13 protein-coding genes are annotated in these 15,781 nt (G+C 58.1%); all 13 read right to left on the minus strand.

Annotation, left to right across the window (positions count from 1 at the left end; translation table 11 throughout):
- Positions 1-317: 317 nt before the first annotated feature.
- Entirely contained in the window at positions 318-1,577 is a 1,260-nt protein-coding gene (gene tyrS, locus BKN05_RS04125; protein ID WP_049378725.1) for a tyrosine--tRNA ligase, read from the minus strand.
- A 23-nt stretch (positions 1,578-1,600) separates the two neighbouring features.
- The gene (locus tag BKN05_RS04130) at positions 1,601-1,774 is read right to left on the minus strand and encodes a Trm112 family protein (RefSeq protein WP_005323252.1); all 174 of its coding nucleotides are present in this window, start codon (positions 1,772-1,774) and stop codon (positions 1,601-1,603) included.
- Positions 1,775-1,830: 56 nt separating this feature from the next.
- Entirely contained in the window at positions 1,831-2,868 is a 1,038-nt protein-coding gene (gene ocd, locus BKN05_RS04135) for an ornithine cyclodeaminase (protein WP_005323253.1), read from the minus strand.
- A gap of 19 nt (positions 2,869-2,887) precedes the next feature.
- Entirely contained in the window at positions 2,888-4,405 is a 1,518-nt protein-coding gene (locus tag BKN05_RS04140) for an amino acid permease (protein ID WP_286688014.1), read from the minus strand.
- A gap of 218 nt (positions 4,406-4,623) precedes the next feature.
- Complete coding sequence (argH, locus tag BKN05_RS04145; RefSeq protein WP_225746998.1) at positions 4,624-6,054, minus strand: argininosuccinate lyase; 1,431 nt, start codon at positions 6,052-6,054, stop codon at positions 4,624-4,626.
- 6 nt (positions 6,055-6,060) lie between these two features.
- Positions 6,061-7,281, minus strand: coding sequence for an argininosuccinate synthase (locus BKN05_RS04150; protein ID WP_286688015.1), 1,221 nt, complete (start codon positions 7,279-7,281; stop codon positions 6,061-6,063).
- A gap of 81 nt (positions 7,282-7,362) precedes the next feature.
- The gene (locus tag BKN05_RS04155) at positions 7,363-7,845 is read right to left on the minus strand and encodes an arginine repressor (protein WP_198492992.1); all 483 of its coding nucleotides are present in this window, start codon (positions 7,843-7,845) and stop codon (positions 7,363-7,365) included.
- Between the two features lie 3 nt (positions 7,846-7,848).
- Entirely contained in the window at positions 7,849-8,769 is a 921-nt protein-coding gene (gene argF / locus BKN05_RS04160; protein ID WP_286688016.1) for an ornithine carbamoyltransferase, read from the minus strand.
- Positions 8,766-9,944 carry an acetylornithine transaminase gene (locus tag BKN05_RS04165; RefSeq protein ID WP_286688017.1) on the minus strand — a complete coding sequence of 393 codons (1,179 nt, stop codon included), beginning with the start codon at positions 9,942-9,944 and terminating at the stop codon, positions 8,766-8,768. The genes argF and BKN05_RS04165 overlap by 4 nt, the downstream gene beginning before the upstream one ends.
- Complete coding sequence (gene argB, locus BKN05_RS04170) at positions 9,941-10,876, minus strand: acetylglutamate kinase (RefSeq protein WP_286688018.1); 936 nt, start codon at positions 10,874-10,876, stop codon at positions 9,941-9,943. Before argB ends, BKN05_RS04165 begins: the two co-directional genes overlap by 4 nt.
- Before the next feature lie 13 nt (positions 10,877-10,889).
- Positions 10,890-12,059 carry a bifunctional glutamate N-acetyltransferase/amino-acid acetyltransferase ArgJ gene (gene argJ / locus BKN05_RS04175; protein ID WP_225747002.1) on the minus strand — a complete coding sequence of 390 codons (1,170 nt, stop codon included), beginning with the start codon at positions 12,057-12,059 and terminating at the stop codon, positions 10,890-10,892.
- Positions 12,060-12,074: 15 nt separating this feature from the next.
- Positions 12,075-13,118, minus strand: a complete 1,044-nt coding sequence (argC, locus tag BKN05_RS04180; RefSeq protein WP_286688019.1) for an N-acetyl-gamma-glutamyl-phosphate reductase — start codon at positions 13,116-13,118, stop codon at positions 12,075-12,077.
- Positions 13,119-13,262: 144 nt separating this feature from the next.
- The gene (gene pheT / locus BKN05_RS04185; RefSeq protein ID WP_286688020.1) at positions 13,263-15,776 is read right to left on the minus strand and encodes a phenylalanine--tRNA ligase subunit beta; all 2,514 of its coding nucleotides are present in this window, start codon (positions 15,774-15,776) and stop codon (positions 13,263-13,265) included.
- Positions 15,777-15,781: the final 5 nt, after the last annotated feature.

The raw sequence follows: 15,781 nt of genomic DNA on the forward strand, positions 1-15,781 counted from the left end.
CAACCATGCACACAAAAAATAAAAAGTACATTGGCACACTATTGAGTTCTCAAACATCATCCACACACCACAAGAAAATTAACTTCCCGTTAACCTCTCATTGGCGGCTCGTACAAACTTACTCAACCAAATGAACCAAGTCAAATCATCGAACCAAGTCCGTACAAAATTCGCTTAAAAGTAACCAACCGGCTACCTCGCGGCGACTTGGATTAATCTAGCCCACCACAACCAAACAACACAAACCCGCAGGACAGAGCACAAAAATGATAAATGACGTCCTTCCAACACGTGGAACGGACGTCATCTACTGCTCTTTAGCTCAACTTGGCACCAGCGAAGTTCTTCTTGCCTCGGCGCAGAACGAGCCAGCTGCCGTGCAGAAGGTCTTCCGCAGACGGCTCCCACTCTGCCGATTCGATGCGCTGGTTATTGACGTAGGCGCCGCCTTCCTTGATGGTGCGGCGAGCAGCGCCCTTGGAATCGGCCAAACCGCTAGCCACCAAAAGGTCAACAATGGTGCGCGGTTCGCCGGCGGCAATGTCCGCGACTGTCGTTTCAGAAAGTGCGCCGGCAAGGGTCTTCTCGTCTAGCTCGGAAAGTTCCGCCTTACCGAATAGCGCCTGAGCGGCAAGCTCGACAGCCTTGGTTGCCTCTTTACCGTGAACCAGATCGGTCATCTCTTGAGCCAGGCGACGCTGAGCCGCGCGCTTATAAGGCTCTTCTTCCACTGCGCGCTCGTATTCGGCAATTTCCTCCTGCGTCAAGAAGGTAAACCAGCGCAAGTAGTCGATGACCACAGAGTCACCGGCATTGAGGAAGTACTGGTACCAGGAGTATGCGGACGTCTTTTCCGGATCAAGCCATAGCTTTCCGCCGCCGGTTGACTTACCGAACTTCTGGCCCGAGGCGTCGGTGACGAGCGGCACCGTAAGACCATGTACCTTGGCGCCATCAATACGACGGTTTAGGTCAACGCCAGAGACGATATTGCCCCACTGGTCACCGCCGCCGATCTGCAATACGCAATCGCGCTCGCGGCGAAGCTGCACGAAGTCATTGGACTGCAGGAGCATGTAGGAGAACTCGGTATAAGAAATGCCGTCGCCCTCGAGGCGCCGCTTGACAGTATCGCGATCCAGCATCGTGTTAAGGGAGAAGTTCTTTCCCACGTCACGCAAGAAGTCGATGACGGACATGTTCATGGTCCAGTCGGCGTTGTTGACCATGGTGGCAGCCTGTTCACCGTCGAAGTCGATGAACCGTCGTAGCTGCCCCTTGATGGCCTCGAGGTTATGGGCCAGGTCTTCCTCGCTCAGCATGGAACGCTCGCCGACGTCGCGCGGATCGCCGATGAAGCCAGTTGCGCCACCCGCCAGTGCAATTGGGTGGTGGCCCGCGTTTTGGAAGCGGCGCAGCATGATGAGTGGGACCAAGTGGCCTGCATGGAGGGAGTCACCCGTGGGGTCGAACCCACAGTACAGCGCGATGGGGTTCTCGCATGCCTCGCGCAGGGACTCAAGATCGGTGGACTGGTTGATCAGTCCACGCCATTGCAGTTCATCGATGATATTCATGGGGATCTTTCTAAAAGTCGAAGTTAAGCTGGCCATTTCTGGGCGTGGTCTACAAGCATTACTGGGATGTCATCCTCAATGGGATAGGCAATGCCCAGCCGCTCGTTGACGAGGACCTGTTTATCTTCCAGATATGTCAAAGGGCCCTTGTCTTGCGGACAGACAAGGACCTCTAGCAACTTCGGGTCAAGACTCATGCGTCTTATCTTAGCGGGTCGAGGAAGAAGTTGGATCCCTCTACCCCACCTGCGGCTTAGAGCAGGGACGGAACGTTAGCAACCAGGGAGAAGAGATCCTTCGGGTCATCCGGGTTGGCGATGATGTCGATCTCGGACTCCAAGTCGGTGCCCTTGACGGAATCGCGCAGGTAACGCAGCGCGGAGAAGTCGTTGATAGCGAATCCGACATCGTCGAAGAGGGTAATCTGCTCGTCGTCATCGCGGCCAGTGGCCTGACCGGTGAGTACCTGGTAGAACTCGACAACCGGGAAGTCTTCCGGCTTCTGCTGGATTTCACCTTCGATGCGGGTCTGCTCTGGGAACTCTACGAAGACCTTGGACTTGTCCAAGATGGAGCTCTCCAGCTCGGTCTTGCCCGGGCAGTCACCGCCAACGGCATTGAGGTGGACGCCTGGGGCGACGTGGCGCTCAGCCAGAATCTGGTTCTGAGCCTTGTCTGCGGTACAGGTGGTGATGATGTCTGCACCCAAAACCGCCTCGTCGACGCTGGAACAAGCAGTGATATTAAAGCCCAGTGGCTCCAAGTTGCGCTTGAACTTTTCTACCGCCTCAGGGTCGATGTCATAGATGGTAATGTCCTCAATTCCCATAACGCCGCGGAAGCCAAGCGCCTGGAACTCGGACTGGGAGCCGGCACCGACCATGGCCATGCGCTTGGAATCCTTGCGTGCCAAGTGCTTTGCCACCATGGCGGAGGTCGCGGCGGTACGCAGTGCGGTAAGCAGCGTCATCTCGGCTTCGAAGGTGGGGTAACCATTGTCGACGTCGGCAAGCACGCCAAAGGCAGTAACGGTCTGGAAACCACGGGCCGGATTGGACGGGTGACCGTTGACGTACTTGAAGGAGTACTCCTTACCGTTGGACGTAGGCATAAGCTCAATGACTCCGAACGGGGTGTGGGAAGCAACGCGCGGAATCTTGTCAAAGCGCTCCCACTCGCGGTAGTCAGCCTCGAGGTAATCCACCATTCCGGTAATGATGTTTTCAACGCCCTCGCGCTGAATCCAGCGCGCCATATTTTCTACGTCTACGAACTTAACAGCGTGGTTCATAAGAAGTCCTTTCTTAGATTTAGTTCTTCGGGTGAAGGTCTGTTTGCGGTGCGGCCGGGAAGCTGGAGGTAGGTAGGTGCTTCGCCTTCCTCTCTTCCGCGATAGTACGGATGCGGTCGCGCCATGCGTACCACATTGCCATAAAGACCGGAACGAGGAGCAGAGTGGATGCCAGCGCATAGGTACCGATTGGATAATCAAAGGCCATCAGGACAATGACCAGGCCAATGAAGATGAGTACGGCCCAGTCTCCGCCTTCGCCAAACGGCGAGCGGTATCCCGGCCGGGTGTAGCTTCCGCTCTTGGCCAGGCGCACAAACTTGAGGTGCGAGAGCGCAACTGCCGCCCAGGACGCCAATGTGCCCAAGGCTGCCAGGTTGAGCACGATTTCAAACGCCATCTCCGGCACCACATAGTTGAGGAAGACGCCTACCAAGCCCACCAAAGCCGCCATGACGATGCCGCCGTAGGGAACACCAGAATTGGACATGCGAGCGCCAAACTTCGGGCCGGAGCCGGAGGTGGACATGTTGTACATAATGCGGCCGGTGGAATACAAGCCGGCGTTGAGCGAGGAAATCGCAGCGGTGATAACGACAAGCTGGAAAATCGGGGCCGCCACACCTACACCGAGGGACTCAAAGAAGGTCACAAATGGCGACACGTCAGCGACGTAAGTGGTGTACGGCAGCACGAGCGTGAGCAGCAGCACGGAGCCGAAGTAGAAAATCAGGATGCGCAGCAACACGTTGTTGACCGCACGCGGAATGTGCTTTTCTACGTTTTTGGTCTCGCCGGAGGTGGTGCCGACAAGCTCAATACCGGCGTAGGCGAAGACGACACCCTGGACGACGATCACGGCAGGCATCAAGCCATTAGGTAGCCAGCCGCCGGAATCAGAAATGAGGCTAAAGCCGGTCGGGTCGCCACTCGGGTGGCCGAAGATGAGGACGCCGATGGCCACCAACATGAAGATGATCAGCGCGACGATCTTTATCAAGGAGAACCAGTACTCCAGCTCGCCGAAGATCTTCACCGAGAGCATATTGAACACGAGGATGCCGCAGATGACGACGAGTGCAAGTAACCACTGCGGGACGGCATCGAGCCACGACGTGTACTGACTAAACCACTTGATGTAGATGGCGACGGCTGTGCCATCCGCCACCAGGGTCATGGCCCAATTTCCCCAGTACAACCAGCCGGTAACAAAGGCGGTCTTCTCGCCGTAAAACTCGCGGGCATAGGAAACGAAGGAGCCGGAGCTGGGGCGGTAGACGATGAGCTCGCCAAGAGAACGCAGGATGATATAGCCGAAGAAGCCACAAATAAGATAGAGCACCGCGAGAAACGGTCCGGCGTCTTGCAAACGACTTCCGGTGCCCAGAAGAAGACCGGTACCGATGGCAGAACCGATGGCGATCATCTGCAGCTGGCGATTGCCCATTCCCTTTTGCAGACCGTGGTCTTCTGAGGCGTAGACCGCTTTCTCGTTCTCGTGCGGCCCCGCTGTGGGCGGGGGCGAATTTACTGTCATAGGAGAGATCGTCCTTTCATTACGATGAATGAGTCTGTTAGGTCACATTCTCTGCAAGAATACTAACGCACCACATTGTTACCCATGTCACCACTACCCCCATTGTGTTCAACAACGCAGCTGCCAGGTTGGGGATAGGGGTCAATCTCCCACCCCCGCAGCGAGATATAAAAGAACCGCATGGCCAGCGACCATGCGGTTTTAAAGAGCCCCGAGAATTAGCGCAGCGGCTTCTGCGCCCACGTGCGAGCAGCCGCGGCACGCTCGCGGACAGTCTCGCGCTGCTCCGCCACGCGGACACCAGCGGTGCCGCCCTTGGTGGCACGAGAGGCCACTGCCCCGTCGATAGTGAGCACGTCACGGACGCTAGGCTTCAGCCGCTTGTCGACGCCCGCCAAATCCTCATCGGTGAGCTCCACTAGGTCAACTCCCCGCTCCTCAGCGATGCGCACACATGCGCCGGACGCTTCGTGCGCCTCGCGGAAAGGAACGCCTTGGCGAACCATCCATTCGGCCAAGTCGGTAGCCAGCGTGAACCCTCGCGGGGCAAGTTCGCGCATGCGATCCTCGTGGAAAGTCAGTGTGGACACCAGCCCGGTCATTGCCGGCAGCAGCAGGTTAAGCTGCGCCACCGAATCAACGATGGGCTCCTTATCTTCCTGCAGGTCGCGGTTGTAGGCCAGCGGCTGTGCCTTGAGCGTAGACAACAGGCCAGTGAGGTTACCGATAAGGCGGCCAGTTTTGCCGCGGGTGAGCTCCGGAACGTCCGGATTCTTCTTTTGCGGCATGATGGACGAGCCGGTCGACCATGCATCATCCAGGGTGACGTAGCCGTATTCCGGCGTGCACCAGTAGATAATTTCTTCCGAAAGTCGGGACATGTCGACGGCAATCTGCGCCAAGACGAAAGCCGTCTCGGAGGCGAAGTCACGAGCCGCAGTGCCATCCAAGGAGTTCTCCGCGGCGGCATCAAAGCCGAGTTCCTCCGCAATGGCTTCCGGATCTAGCTGCAAGGAGGAACCGGCTAGAGCGCCAGAACCGTAGGGCGATACCGCCAAGCGCTTATCCAGATCCTGCAGACGCTCAATATCGCGCAGAAGCGGCTGCGCATGGCCCAAAAGCTCATGCGCCAAAAGAACTGGCTGTGCCGCCTGCGAGTGAGTTTTGCCCGGCATTATGGCGTCCGGATGTGCTGCTGCCTGATCGGCCAAGGCATCCACCAAGTCGCTTACCTGAGCCGCGGTATCGCGAATGGCATCACGTACCCACATGCGAAACAGCGTCGCGACCTGGTCATTACGGGAACGACCGGCGCGCAGGCGACCGCCCACCTGTGGGCCTACAATCTCGATAAGCCCGCGCTCCATTGCACCGTGGACGTCCTCATCCGTGGGCGCTGGGCGGAACTCACCAGAGGCCACCTTCTCGCCTAGTTCGGTGAGGCCGGAGAGCATGGTGTCCAAATCGTCGTCGGAAAGCAAGCCAGCCTTATGCAACACCTTGGCATGCGCCTTGGAGGCTAGTACGTCATATGGTGCCAGCACCCAGTCAAAGTGGGTGGATACAGAGAGGGCAAACATCGCCTCAGATGGACCGCCGGAGAAGCGGCCACCCCATAGGGCACCCTCATTAGTCTTATGCGGTTCCATGTGCTCCTACTTCTGCGCGCTGGTGGGGAAACCGCCGTCGCGGTCACGCTGGTTGGAGATCTGGGTGGACAGGCCGTGCAGCTGCACAAAGCCCTTAGCTGCGGTCTGGTCGAAGGTATCGCCAGTGTCATAAGTAGCCAGGTCAAAGGAGTACAACGACTGACCGGAACGGCGCCCAGTGACCGTGGCGGTACCGGCATGCATGCTCAGGCGGATATCGCCGGTGACGTTTTCCTGGGACTCCTCAACGAAGGCATCCAGAGAACGCTTCAGCGGCGAGTGCCAGAGACCGTCATAGACCTCTTCGGACCAGCGGGCATCGGTCAAGCGCTTGTAGCGGGCCAACTCGCGCTCCACGGTGACATCCTCCAGCGCCTCGTGGGCCTGGATGAGGATCATGGCGCCCGGAGCCTCATAGACCTCACGGGACTTAATGCCTACCAAGCGGTCCTCCACCATATCCAGACGGCCAATGCCCTGCGCACCGGCGCGGCGGTTGACCTCTTCAATAATCTGCAGCGGGGACATCTTCTGGCCATCAACTGCCACCGGGATGCCCTTCTCAAAGGAGATGATGATTTCATCCGGGGCATTACCCAGGCTCGGGTCTTCGGTATAGGCATAGAGATCCTTCGTTGGCGGGTTCCACAGATCCTCAAGGAAACCGGTCTCTACCGCGCGACCCCACAGGTTCTGATCGATGGAAAATGGCGAGGAAGCGGACTGCTCAATCGGCAGGTTGATCTCTTCCGCGAAGGCGATAGCCTTATCGCGGGTCCAGGCATAATCGCGTGCAGGGGCAATGATTTCGAGGGAAGGATCCTGCGCACGGAAGGAAACCTCGAAGCGTACCTGGTCATTACCCTTGCCGGTGCAGCCGTGGGAGACGTGGGTGCCGCCGAATTCCTGCGCCGCTTTCACCAAATGCTTGGTAATGAGGGGGCGGGAAATAGCCGATACCAGCGGGTACTGCTTCATGTACATGCCGTTTGCCTTGATGGTGGGAACGCAGTATTCCTCTGCAAACTCATCCTTGGCATCGATAACGATGGATTCTACGGCACCGCAGTCAAGTGCACGCTGGCGAACCGATTCCATATCTTCGCCACCCTGGCCCAAGTCCAAGGAAACGGCGACAACGTCACCACCGGTCATTTTTGCTAGGTATGGGATGGCAACGGAAGTATCAAGGCCACCAGAGTAAGCCAAGACTACGCGTGCGGACATGGTTAAGCTCCTTGTTCTATTGGAAACAATTCATCTAAGTACATAATATACGATGGTGGTGTGAATTGCCACCACCGCCGTCTAAATATTCCGCGTGGTAAGTGTCACTGCCAGATCTGCGCCCGAGACGCCCTCGCGCGCCAAGACGAAGATGGTGTCATCTCCGGCGATGCAACCGATGACGTCGCGCAGCCCCACCCTGTCAATAAAGCTGGCAAGATACTGGGCCGCGCCGGCTGGGGTGCGCAGCATAGCTATATTGCCGGAAGAATCATGGGATACCACCAGCTCATCGAGCATGCGGCGCAGCTTTTCACGGGGGCCGCCCACCTGGTCTTCAAATTGCTCCAGCTCACCGCCGACCACGTAGTAGGAACGGCCACCATCGCGCTTTACCTTCTTCGCCCCCAGCTCATCCAAGTCACGGGACAAAGTGGCTTGGGTGATGTCGATGCCGTCTGCGAGAAGAAGCTCGGATAGTTGCACCTGGCTGGTGACGCGATTGCGATCCAAAATCTCCAAGATCTTGGCCTGCCGAGCATTGCGGGTGGTCGGGGTGTTCATTACTTAGTTGATCTCCTTATTTATTTCGAGCAACCAGACAAGAAGCGCTTTCTGCGCATGCAGGCGGTTCTCCGCTTCATCAAAGACCCGCGACTGTGGTCCATCAATTACCTCAGCCGTGACCTCATTTCCACGGTACGCCGGCAAACAATGTAAGAATATTGCATCCTTATGCGCTTTGCTCATTATGGTCGAATCAACCTGATATGGCAGGAACGGCGTACGCCTATCGCGGCCATCATTTTCCTGCCCCATAGAGATCCACGTATCGGTGATGACTACGTCTGCACCTTCAACTTCATCCACGTCATCAGTAATGGTGATGTTGCCCCGCTTGCGCGCGCGGTCGACGAATTCCTGGCGCGGCTGGAATCCTTCGGGCGCGATAATAGAGACGTCCATGCCGGCCGTGGCGAAACCAATCATGTAGGAGTTAGCCATATTATTATCACCATCGCCCAGGTAGACGGCCTTTTTGCCTTTGAGGTCACCCAAATTCTCGCGACAGGTCAGCAGGTCAGCCAAAATCTGGCAGGGATGCAGGTCGTCGGAAAGCGCATTGACCAGAGGAACGGTCGCAGTCTCCGCCATCTGGAGGAGGTTGTCATGCTCAAAGGTGCGCCACACGATTGCCTCCACGTACCGCGAAAGCACCGCGGCCGTATCTTGGTAGGACTCCCCTTTGCCCATCTGAGTGGCAGAAGTATCGACGGTAATGCCCTTGCCGCCCATATTCGCTACTGCGGTTTCAAAGGAAAAGCGGGTCCGCGTAGACGTTTTATCAAAAAGCACCGCCACGGTCTTAGGCCCCTCTAGTGGGCGCTCCGCAAAGGGATCCTTTTTGAGCCTTTCAGCTAGGTCCAAAACGGTTACTTGTTCTTGTGGGCTGAGATCGTCGTCAGCCAGAAAGTGTCGCAGGCTCATACCAGTTCCTCCACTATCGTCCGGAGTGTTGTCAGTGCTGTGTCTAGTTCATCGTGGGAAATAACCAAGGGCGGGGTGAGGCGGAGTACATTCTCACTGGGTGCGTTGAGGATGAGCCCCTGGGCAAGCCCGTCGCGCACGGCCTGCTTAGCCACCGGTTTTGCTAAAACAATGCCGAGCATCAGGCCGCGGCCGCGTACGCGTTCTACAAGCGGCAATTTTTCAATCTCTTGCCGCAGATAGGCACCCTTATGGGTAACTTCCGCAAGAAATTCCCCATCCACGGTGTCAAGTACTACGTTCGCCGCAGCGCAGGCCACGGGGTTTCCGCCAAAGGTGGTGCCATGAGAGCCAGGTTTAAACAAATCCCTCGCGCGACCGCGGGTAATGGTCGCGCCGATGGGTACTCCGGCACCTAAGCCCTTCGCCATGGTGATGACGTCCGGTTGAATGCCTTCTACCTCGTGGGCGAAAAAGGTGCCGCTACGTCCCGCGCCCGTCTGCACTTCATCCACGATGAGCAAGATGCCGTATTCATCGCACAGCTCGCTTACCTTCTGCATGAATCCCGCAGGGGCCGGAATGACGCCGGTCTCTCCCTGAATTGGCTCAAAGATGATCGCCGCGGTATCGGTGGGATCTTGCTCTACCAACTGACGCAGGTAATCCGCGTCCCCGAACGGGTAGAACTCCACCCCGCCCGGTAGTGGGTGGAAGGCGCGCTGCTTATCAGGCTGGCCGGTCAGGGCAAGCGCACCCATGGTGCGGCCATGGAAGCCGTGCTCTGCCGCGAGGATGCGGCGCCTGCCAGTCAAGCGGGCAAGCTTAAATGCGGCCTCGTTCGCTTCGGCGCCAGAGTTGCAAAAGAAGACGCGGGCATCGCTATCCCCTACTCGCCTAATCAACTTCTCCCCGGCGTCGAGCACCGGCTGCGTGGCAAAGAGGTTCGAAGTATGCACCAAGGTGCGGACCTGGTGCGAAACCGCCTGCGCCACCTGCTCATTGCCATAGCCCAAAGAATTGACAGCAATCCCAGCGAGAAGGTCGATATAGCTCTTCCCCTCCTCATCGGTCAGCGTTGCTCCTTGGCCGGAGACGAAGCCTATTGGTGGCGTGCCGTAGGTATCTACAATCGTCTCCGGCCACCGTGTGGTCAAGCTCGGTGGCTTGTTCATGCTGCATCGTCCTTCCTGAAGATGGTCCCTTCGGGATAGTCGTGTTTGTCATAGTCATCTGGCAGCACCATGGTTCCGACGCCGCCTGGGGTTAGAAGTTCTAAAAGCACCGAGTGACCAATCCGGCCATCAATAACATGGGCGGCCGATACCCCAGCTTTTACCGCCTTAAGGCAGGACTCCATTTTGGGAATCATGCCGGAGTCCAAGTGCGGCAATAGGTGCGATAACCGGCCACACTCGATCTTTGACACCAAGGACTCCCGGTGCGGCCAGTCCGTGTATAGTCCTTCCACATTGGTCAAAATGACTAATCGCTCTGCTCCAATCGCGCTGGCCAAAGCGCCCGCCGCACTATCGGCGTTGATGTTATAAATCGCGCCATCTTCTCCCGGTGCAATGGTCGAGACCACAGGGATGCGTCCGGCCTGGACAATGTCCATAACGGCAGCAGGATTAAGCTTTACGATGTCGCCGACCATGCCAATATCGGTAGGTTCGCCATCGATCTCCACCAGCCGTTTCGTAGCCCGAAATAGTCCTGCATCTTCTCCCGAGGTCCCCACTGCATAAGGACCATGGGAATTGATGAGGTTGACTAATCCGCGGCCCACCTGCCCAAACAGCACCATGCGCACGACGTCCATGACTTCCGGCGAGGTCACGCGGAAGCCGCCTCGAAACTCCCCTTCAATGCCGAGCTTTTGCAACATGGAGTTGATCTGTGGCCCGCCACCGTGGACCACCACGGGATGGACACCGACGGTGCGCAAAAAGACCATATCCGCCGCAAAGGCCGCCTTGAGCTCGTCATCCACCATGGCATTTCCGCCATATTTCACCACCACTATGGTGCCCCGATAGTGCTGGAGCCACGGGAGCGCATCAGCCAAGACAGTGGCGCGCTCGTGGTCACTAAGTCCGTTAAACATTCTCATCTCCTCCCTAGGAGCTATACGCCGAATTAATTTCCACGTAGGCATGGGAGAGATCCGTCGTGCGCACGAATGCCGACCCCGCGCCTCCCGTGCCCAGATCCACGCGAACATCGATATCGGCGCCGCTGAGGTCCACCTCACGCGCCCCCGGCGTGCCCGTCGATGCCCGACAGACCGGTTGGTCATTGAAATAGACGGAGATATTATCCGGCTCCATTTCTGCATCTGCCATTCCCACAGCGGCGAGGACACGTCCCCAATTAGGATCGGAACCAAACATGGCGCACTTAAACAGGTTGTCGCGGCCCAAGGTGCGCGCGGCGTTGAGGGCCTGGTTATCGGTGGCCGTGCCCTCTACCGTGATTTTGACGCGCTTAGTCACGCCTTCCGCATCCGCTTGCAATTGGTCCGCAATGTCCGCGCACACCGCAAGCACCGCCGCATCCAGGTCTTCTTGGCTGGCTGCAATACCCGATGCCCCAGAGGCCATGAGGATTACCGTGTCATTGGTGGAGGTAGACCCATCCACGTCGAGGGTGTTAAAAGTCTTGGCCACGGCCTTGTCTAGGGCGCTGTGGAGTGCGGGAGCACTCGCGGCGGCGTCGGTAGTAAGGCATACCAACATTGTTGCGAGAGAGGGAGCCATCATGCCTACTCCCTTGCCCATGGCCCCCACTGACCAGCCGTCCGCAGCATAGGTGGCTTCTTTGGTCACGGTATCGGTGGTCATAATGGCTGCGGCTGCCGCGTGGGCGTGTTCCGCACCCGTGCCAAGGCCCTTCACTACGTCGGCCGCACCAGCCAGCACCTTGTGCATTGGCATGGGCTCACCGATAATCCCCGTCGAGCAGGCGGCAATGTCTCCCTCGGAAAGATGCAGGGAGTGAGCAACCTCAGCTACCAGCGCAGAGGCGTCCTTGTCCCCCTGCGTACCATTGCACGCATTGGCGTTGCCAGAATTGAAGATGACAGCAGCAAGCTGGCCATCGCTTAGCGCCTTGCGGGACAGTTTCACCGGCGAGGCCACCACGCGGTTGCGGGTAAAAACCGCCGCCGCATCGAAGCACGGACCATTATTTACCACCAAGGCCATATCGGGTGTGCCGGAGGGCTTAATCCCCGCTGTAGTTGCGCCGGCGCTAAAGCCGGCGGGGCCGGTAATCCCAGCTGTACTCATTGTATTCTCCTAGTGTTATGGGGCCACGGCCGCTTGCGGCAGGCCCGAGGTTTCATCCCAGCCAAGTGCCAGGTTCATGCATTGCAACGCGGCGCCAGCTGTTCCCTTGCACAGGTTGTCTAGCGCTGAAGTGACAACGAGCCGTCGGGCACGTTCGTCCACGTGAGCTTGGATATGGACCATGTTGGTGCCCACGACGTTTTGGGTTTCGGGTTGCTGCCCGGCTGGAAGGACGTGGCAAAAAGTCTCTTGGGCATAAAAGTCGCGGAATGCTGTCTCCACGTCACGCTTGCCGACGCCCCCTCTAAGCCCCGCCGTAGTCGTCGCCAAAATCCCACGGGGTAAGGGCGCAAGAACCGGTGTAAAGCTAACAGAGAGCTTCTGCTTAGCAAAAGGCTGCAGGTTCTGCAGGATCTCTGGGGTGTGTCGGTGCGTCCCGCCAGGTTTATATGCTTTGAGGTTTCCCATGGTCTCCGCGCCAAGGTGTGCTACAGAAGCTTTCTTCCCGGCACCAGAGACGCCGGTTATAGCGATGACCGAAAGGGTCGGCTCAACGAGCTCGTGCGCCACGGCCGGCAGAACCCCAAGGGTGACCGCTGTCGGGAAACATCCCGGTATTGCTATTCGGTGAGCACCCCGCAGCGCTTCCCGATTGCCGGGCACCTCCGGAATTCCATAGGGCCAACTTCCGGCATAGTGGCCGCCGTAGAAGGAACTCCAGTCAGACTTGCTACGAAGGCGACAATCGGCTGCACAATCGATCACGGTGGTCTGCTGGCCCAGTTGCTGGGCGATGTCAGCAGAGTGCCCATGCGGTAGGCCTAGGAAAACAATGTCGTGTCCACGGAGCTTATCAACGGACGTCTCCTCAATGACTCTGTCCGCCAACTGAGGCAGGTGCGGCATAAGCTCAGCTACCGTCTTCCCTGCAGTGGAATGTGCCGTGAGTGCGCCAATGCGCAGGCGGCCGCAAAGATAGGCCGGATGAGATAGCAGCAGGCGAAGGATCTCGCTTCCTGCGTATCCTGTGGCGCCTGCTATTGCTACTGAAATCGTCATAGGGATGACTATAGCAAAAAATACACTCGCCCGTATGCTATTCATACAAATTGGGAGAAATACCTGGTTAAAGCTTTGCTAGGAGCGAAAAAATGTATGAAAAAAGGGGCGGTGAGCTATATCTCACCGCCCCTTTGGGGAAAGCTATGCGCGCATCTCTGCGCCCAAGCGCTGCTTAGCCAGCTCTGCTGCCGCCGTGCGGTGCTCGTTGACTTCCTCATCGGTCAACGTGCGATCCGCTGCACGGAACAGAAGCTGGAAGGCCAAGGACTTCTTGCCCTCACCCAACTGCTCACCACGGAAAATGTCGAAGAGCTCGACGGACTCGATGAGTTCGCCCGCCCCCTCTTCCACGGTGGCGCGCACGCGCTCTGCTGGGACGTCTTCATCCACCACGAGCGCAATGTCCTGGTGCAATGCAGGGAAGGAGGACAGTACCGGCGCAGGGAGCTTCTCTTCCAATGGCATAGCGGTAACGTCCAGCTCCATAGCGCAGGTACGCGCCGGCAGGTTCAGCGCTTCCAGAACCTGCGGGTGAAGCTCACCGGCATGGCCCAGAACCACATCAGTGCCAGCAACCTTCACGGCAGCACAACGACCTGGGTGCCAGGGAAGAACGTGCGCTGCCTCCAGCTCGATATCCACGCGGGCGGCGCGAGCGACCTGGCGGGCGGATTCGATAGCGTCGGCGTAGCTATATGCGCGACCCTCGCCCCACGGTCCCTCATGCTCAATATTGCCGGTGGCCACCGTTGCAACGTGCAGCGGCTGCTCAGGAAGGGTACCCAGAAGTTCGGAAACAACCTGCTCAGAAGGTCGCTGCTCGACAGAAGGCATGGGCGATACCGCGGCGCGCTTGAATGTCACTTGCTGCAGACCATACAGGGCGAGGTCGCTGCGGCCACGCGCAACATTGCGGCCGATGGCCTCCAGCATGTTCGGAAGCAGAGTCGTGGACAAGATGGCTTTATCTGCCTCAAGCGGGTTCTGCACCTCTACGGTGCGGCGGCGAGCATCATCCTTGTCCAAGCCCCACACATCAAAGGTGTCGTTCGCCACGAACGGGGCCGGCAATACCTCTGCATAACCGGCATAGGCCAAGCCGTGACCAATAGCGCGGCGACGTTTCTGCGCTGGGGTCAGACCGCGGCCGCCGGCCGGAGTAGGCAAGACGGTGGGAATGTCCTCCAAGCCCTCCAGACGTAGGACCTCCTCAATGAGGTCAACATCCATAGAGATATCGGTGCGCCACGTGGCGGGCGTTACCTGCAGCAGTTCCCCCTCATCGGTAACCGTGCAGCCGACTTCCTCAAGGCGGGAAATAACGGTCTCACGGGAATAGTCAACTCCTGCATACTCGCTAGCCTTTGCGGTGCGCAGGGCAATAGGCTCGCGCTTGGCGACGTCCCCGATAAGCGTCCGGCCTTCCTCAATGGTGCCGCCCGCCAGCTGCTGCAAAAGCGCACATGCGGTGTCTAGAGCGACCTCGACGACCGCTGGATCCACGCCACGCTCGAAGCGGCGGGAGGACTCGGACGACAACTTATGGCGGCGGGAGGTGCGCGCCACGGTGATCGGATCCCAGATAGCGGATTCGAAGACAACATCAGTGGTCTCCGCCGAGATTTCGGAGGTAGTACCGCCCATGACACCGGCCAGGGACTGGATGCCATTGTCATCGCAGATGACCACGTCTTCTGCAGAAAGCTCACGCTTTACGTGATCCAGAGTCTCGAACTTCTCACCCTCCTCCGCGTTACGGACGACAAGGTTTCCTTGGATCACGTTAGCGTCAAAGGCATGCATCGGGGTGCCCAACAGCAACATCACATAGTTAGTAATGTCCGTAGGCAGGTTCACGCTGCGCTGGCCGCAGAGCATGAGCTCGCGCTCCAGCCAGAACGGGGTACGCGCGTGCGGGTCTATACCGCTGACTTTGCGGAGGCCGAAACGCTGCGCCTTGGTCGCGGGGTCTAGAGTGACGTCGATAAGCGAGCCCTGCGCCGCCGGAACAGCAGATGTATCAATTCCAGCTACCGACGGATCCTCGGCAATATCGGCAAATTCTAGATCGAAAGCGGAGGCAATCTCACGGCTCAAACCGCGCGCGGATAGGGCGTAGCCGCGATCCGGGGTGATGTTGACATCAAAATCGGTATCGTGCAGCCCAATAATCGGACGAGCATCCTCACCTACTTTATCGGCGACGTCATCGCCCAAGACGATGATGCCGTTGGCCTGCGCGCCCAAACCGAGCTCAGCGCCGGAGCACAGCATGCCATTGGAGATGTGATCATAGGTCTCGCGAGCCGCAATTTTAAAGCCACCTGGCAGTTCCGAGCCCGGAAGCGCCACAACGACATAGTCATTCAAACGGAAATTACGAGCACCACAAATGATGCCCTGCAGCTCGCCGGTCCCATTAGCCTGGCCAACATTCACCTGGCAGTAGCGGATGGGCTTTTTGAACTGAGTAAGTTCCTCGATCTCTACCACCTGGCCGATGACCAGCGGACCGGTGCTCTCCGGAACAGCAGCATAACCTTCGGTTTCAAAACCGACGCGCACGAATCCGGAGTCCATATCAGCAGCGGAAACGTTCCAACCAGGGTTCTTAGCGCTCAGGATGCGGGTGACCCAGTCTTGGGAAATAAGCATTAGTG

This window comes from Corynebacterium sp. S5S1 (assembly GCF_001913985.1).
Classification (GTDB): Bacteria; Actinomycetota; Actinomycetes; order Mycobacteriales; family Mycobacteriaceae; genus Corynebacterium; species Corynebacterium marquesiae.

What these genes read in the sequence shown, in the direction of transcription:
- tyrS (WP_049378725.1), bottom strand. Translation starts at nt 1,577, where the DNA reads ATGAATATCATCGATGAACTGCAATGGCGTGGACTGATCAACCAGTCC.
- BKN05_RS04140 (WP_286688014.1), bottom strand. Translation starts at nt 4,405, where the DNA reads ATGACAGTAAATTCGCCCCCGCCCACAGCGGGGCCGCACGAGAACGAG.
- argF (WP_286688016.1), bottom strand. Translation starts at nt 8,769, where the DNA reads ATGAGCCTGCGACACTTTCTGGCTGACGACGATCTCAGCCCACAAGAA.
- BKN05_RS04165 (WP_286688017.1), bottom strand. Translation starts at nt 9,944, where the DNA reads ATGAACAAGCCACCGAGCTTGACCACACGGTGGCCGGAGACGATTGTA.
- BKN05_RS04130 (WP_005323252.1), bottom strand. Translation starts at nt 1,774, where the DNA reads ATGAGTCTTGACCCGAAGTTGCTAGAGGTCCTTGTCTGTCCGCAAGAC.
- pheT (WP_286688020.1), bottom strand. Translation starts at nt 15,776, where the DNA reads ATGCTTATTTCCCAAGACTGGGTCACCCGCATCCTGAGCGCTAAGAAC.
- ocd (WP_005323253.1), bottom strand. Translation starts at nt 2,868, where the DNA reads ATGAACCACGCTGTTAAGTTCGTAGACGTAGAAAATATGGCGCGCTGG.
- argH (WP_225746998.1), bottom strand. Translation starts at nt 6,054, where the DNA reads ATGGAACCGCATAAGACTAATGAGGGTGCCCTATGGGGTGGCCGCTTC.
- BKN05_RS04150 (WP_286688015.1), bottom strand. Translation starts at nt 7,281, where the DNA reads ATGTCCGCACGCGTAGTCTTGGCTTACTCTGGTGGCCTTGATACTTCC.
- argB (WP_286688018.1), bottom strand. Translation starts at nt 10,876, where the DNA reads ATGTTTAACGGACTTAGTGACCACGAGCGCGCCACTGTCTTGGCTGAT.
- BKN05_RS04155 (WP_198492992.1), bottom strand. Translation starts at nt 7,845, where the DNA reads ATGAACACCCCGACCACCCGCAATGCTCGGCAGGCCAAGATCTTGGAG.
- argC (WP_286688019.1), bottom strand. Translation starts at nt 13,118, where the DNA reads ATGACGATTTCAGTAGCAATAGCAGGCGCCACAGGATACGCAGGAAGC.
- argJ (WP_225747002.1), bottom strand. Translation starts at nt 12,059, where the DNA reads ATGAGTACAGCTGGGATTACCGGCCCCGCCGGCTTTAGCGCCGGCGCA.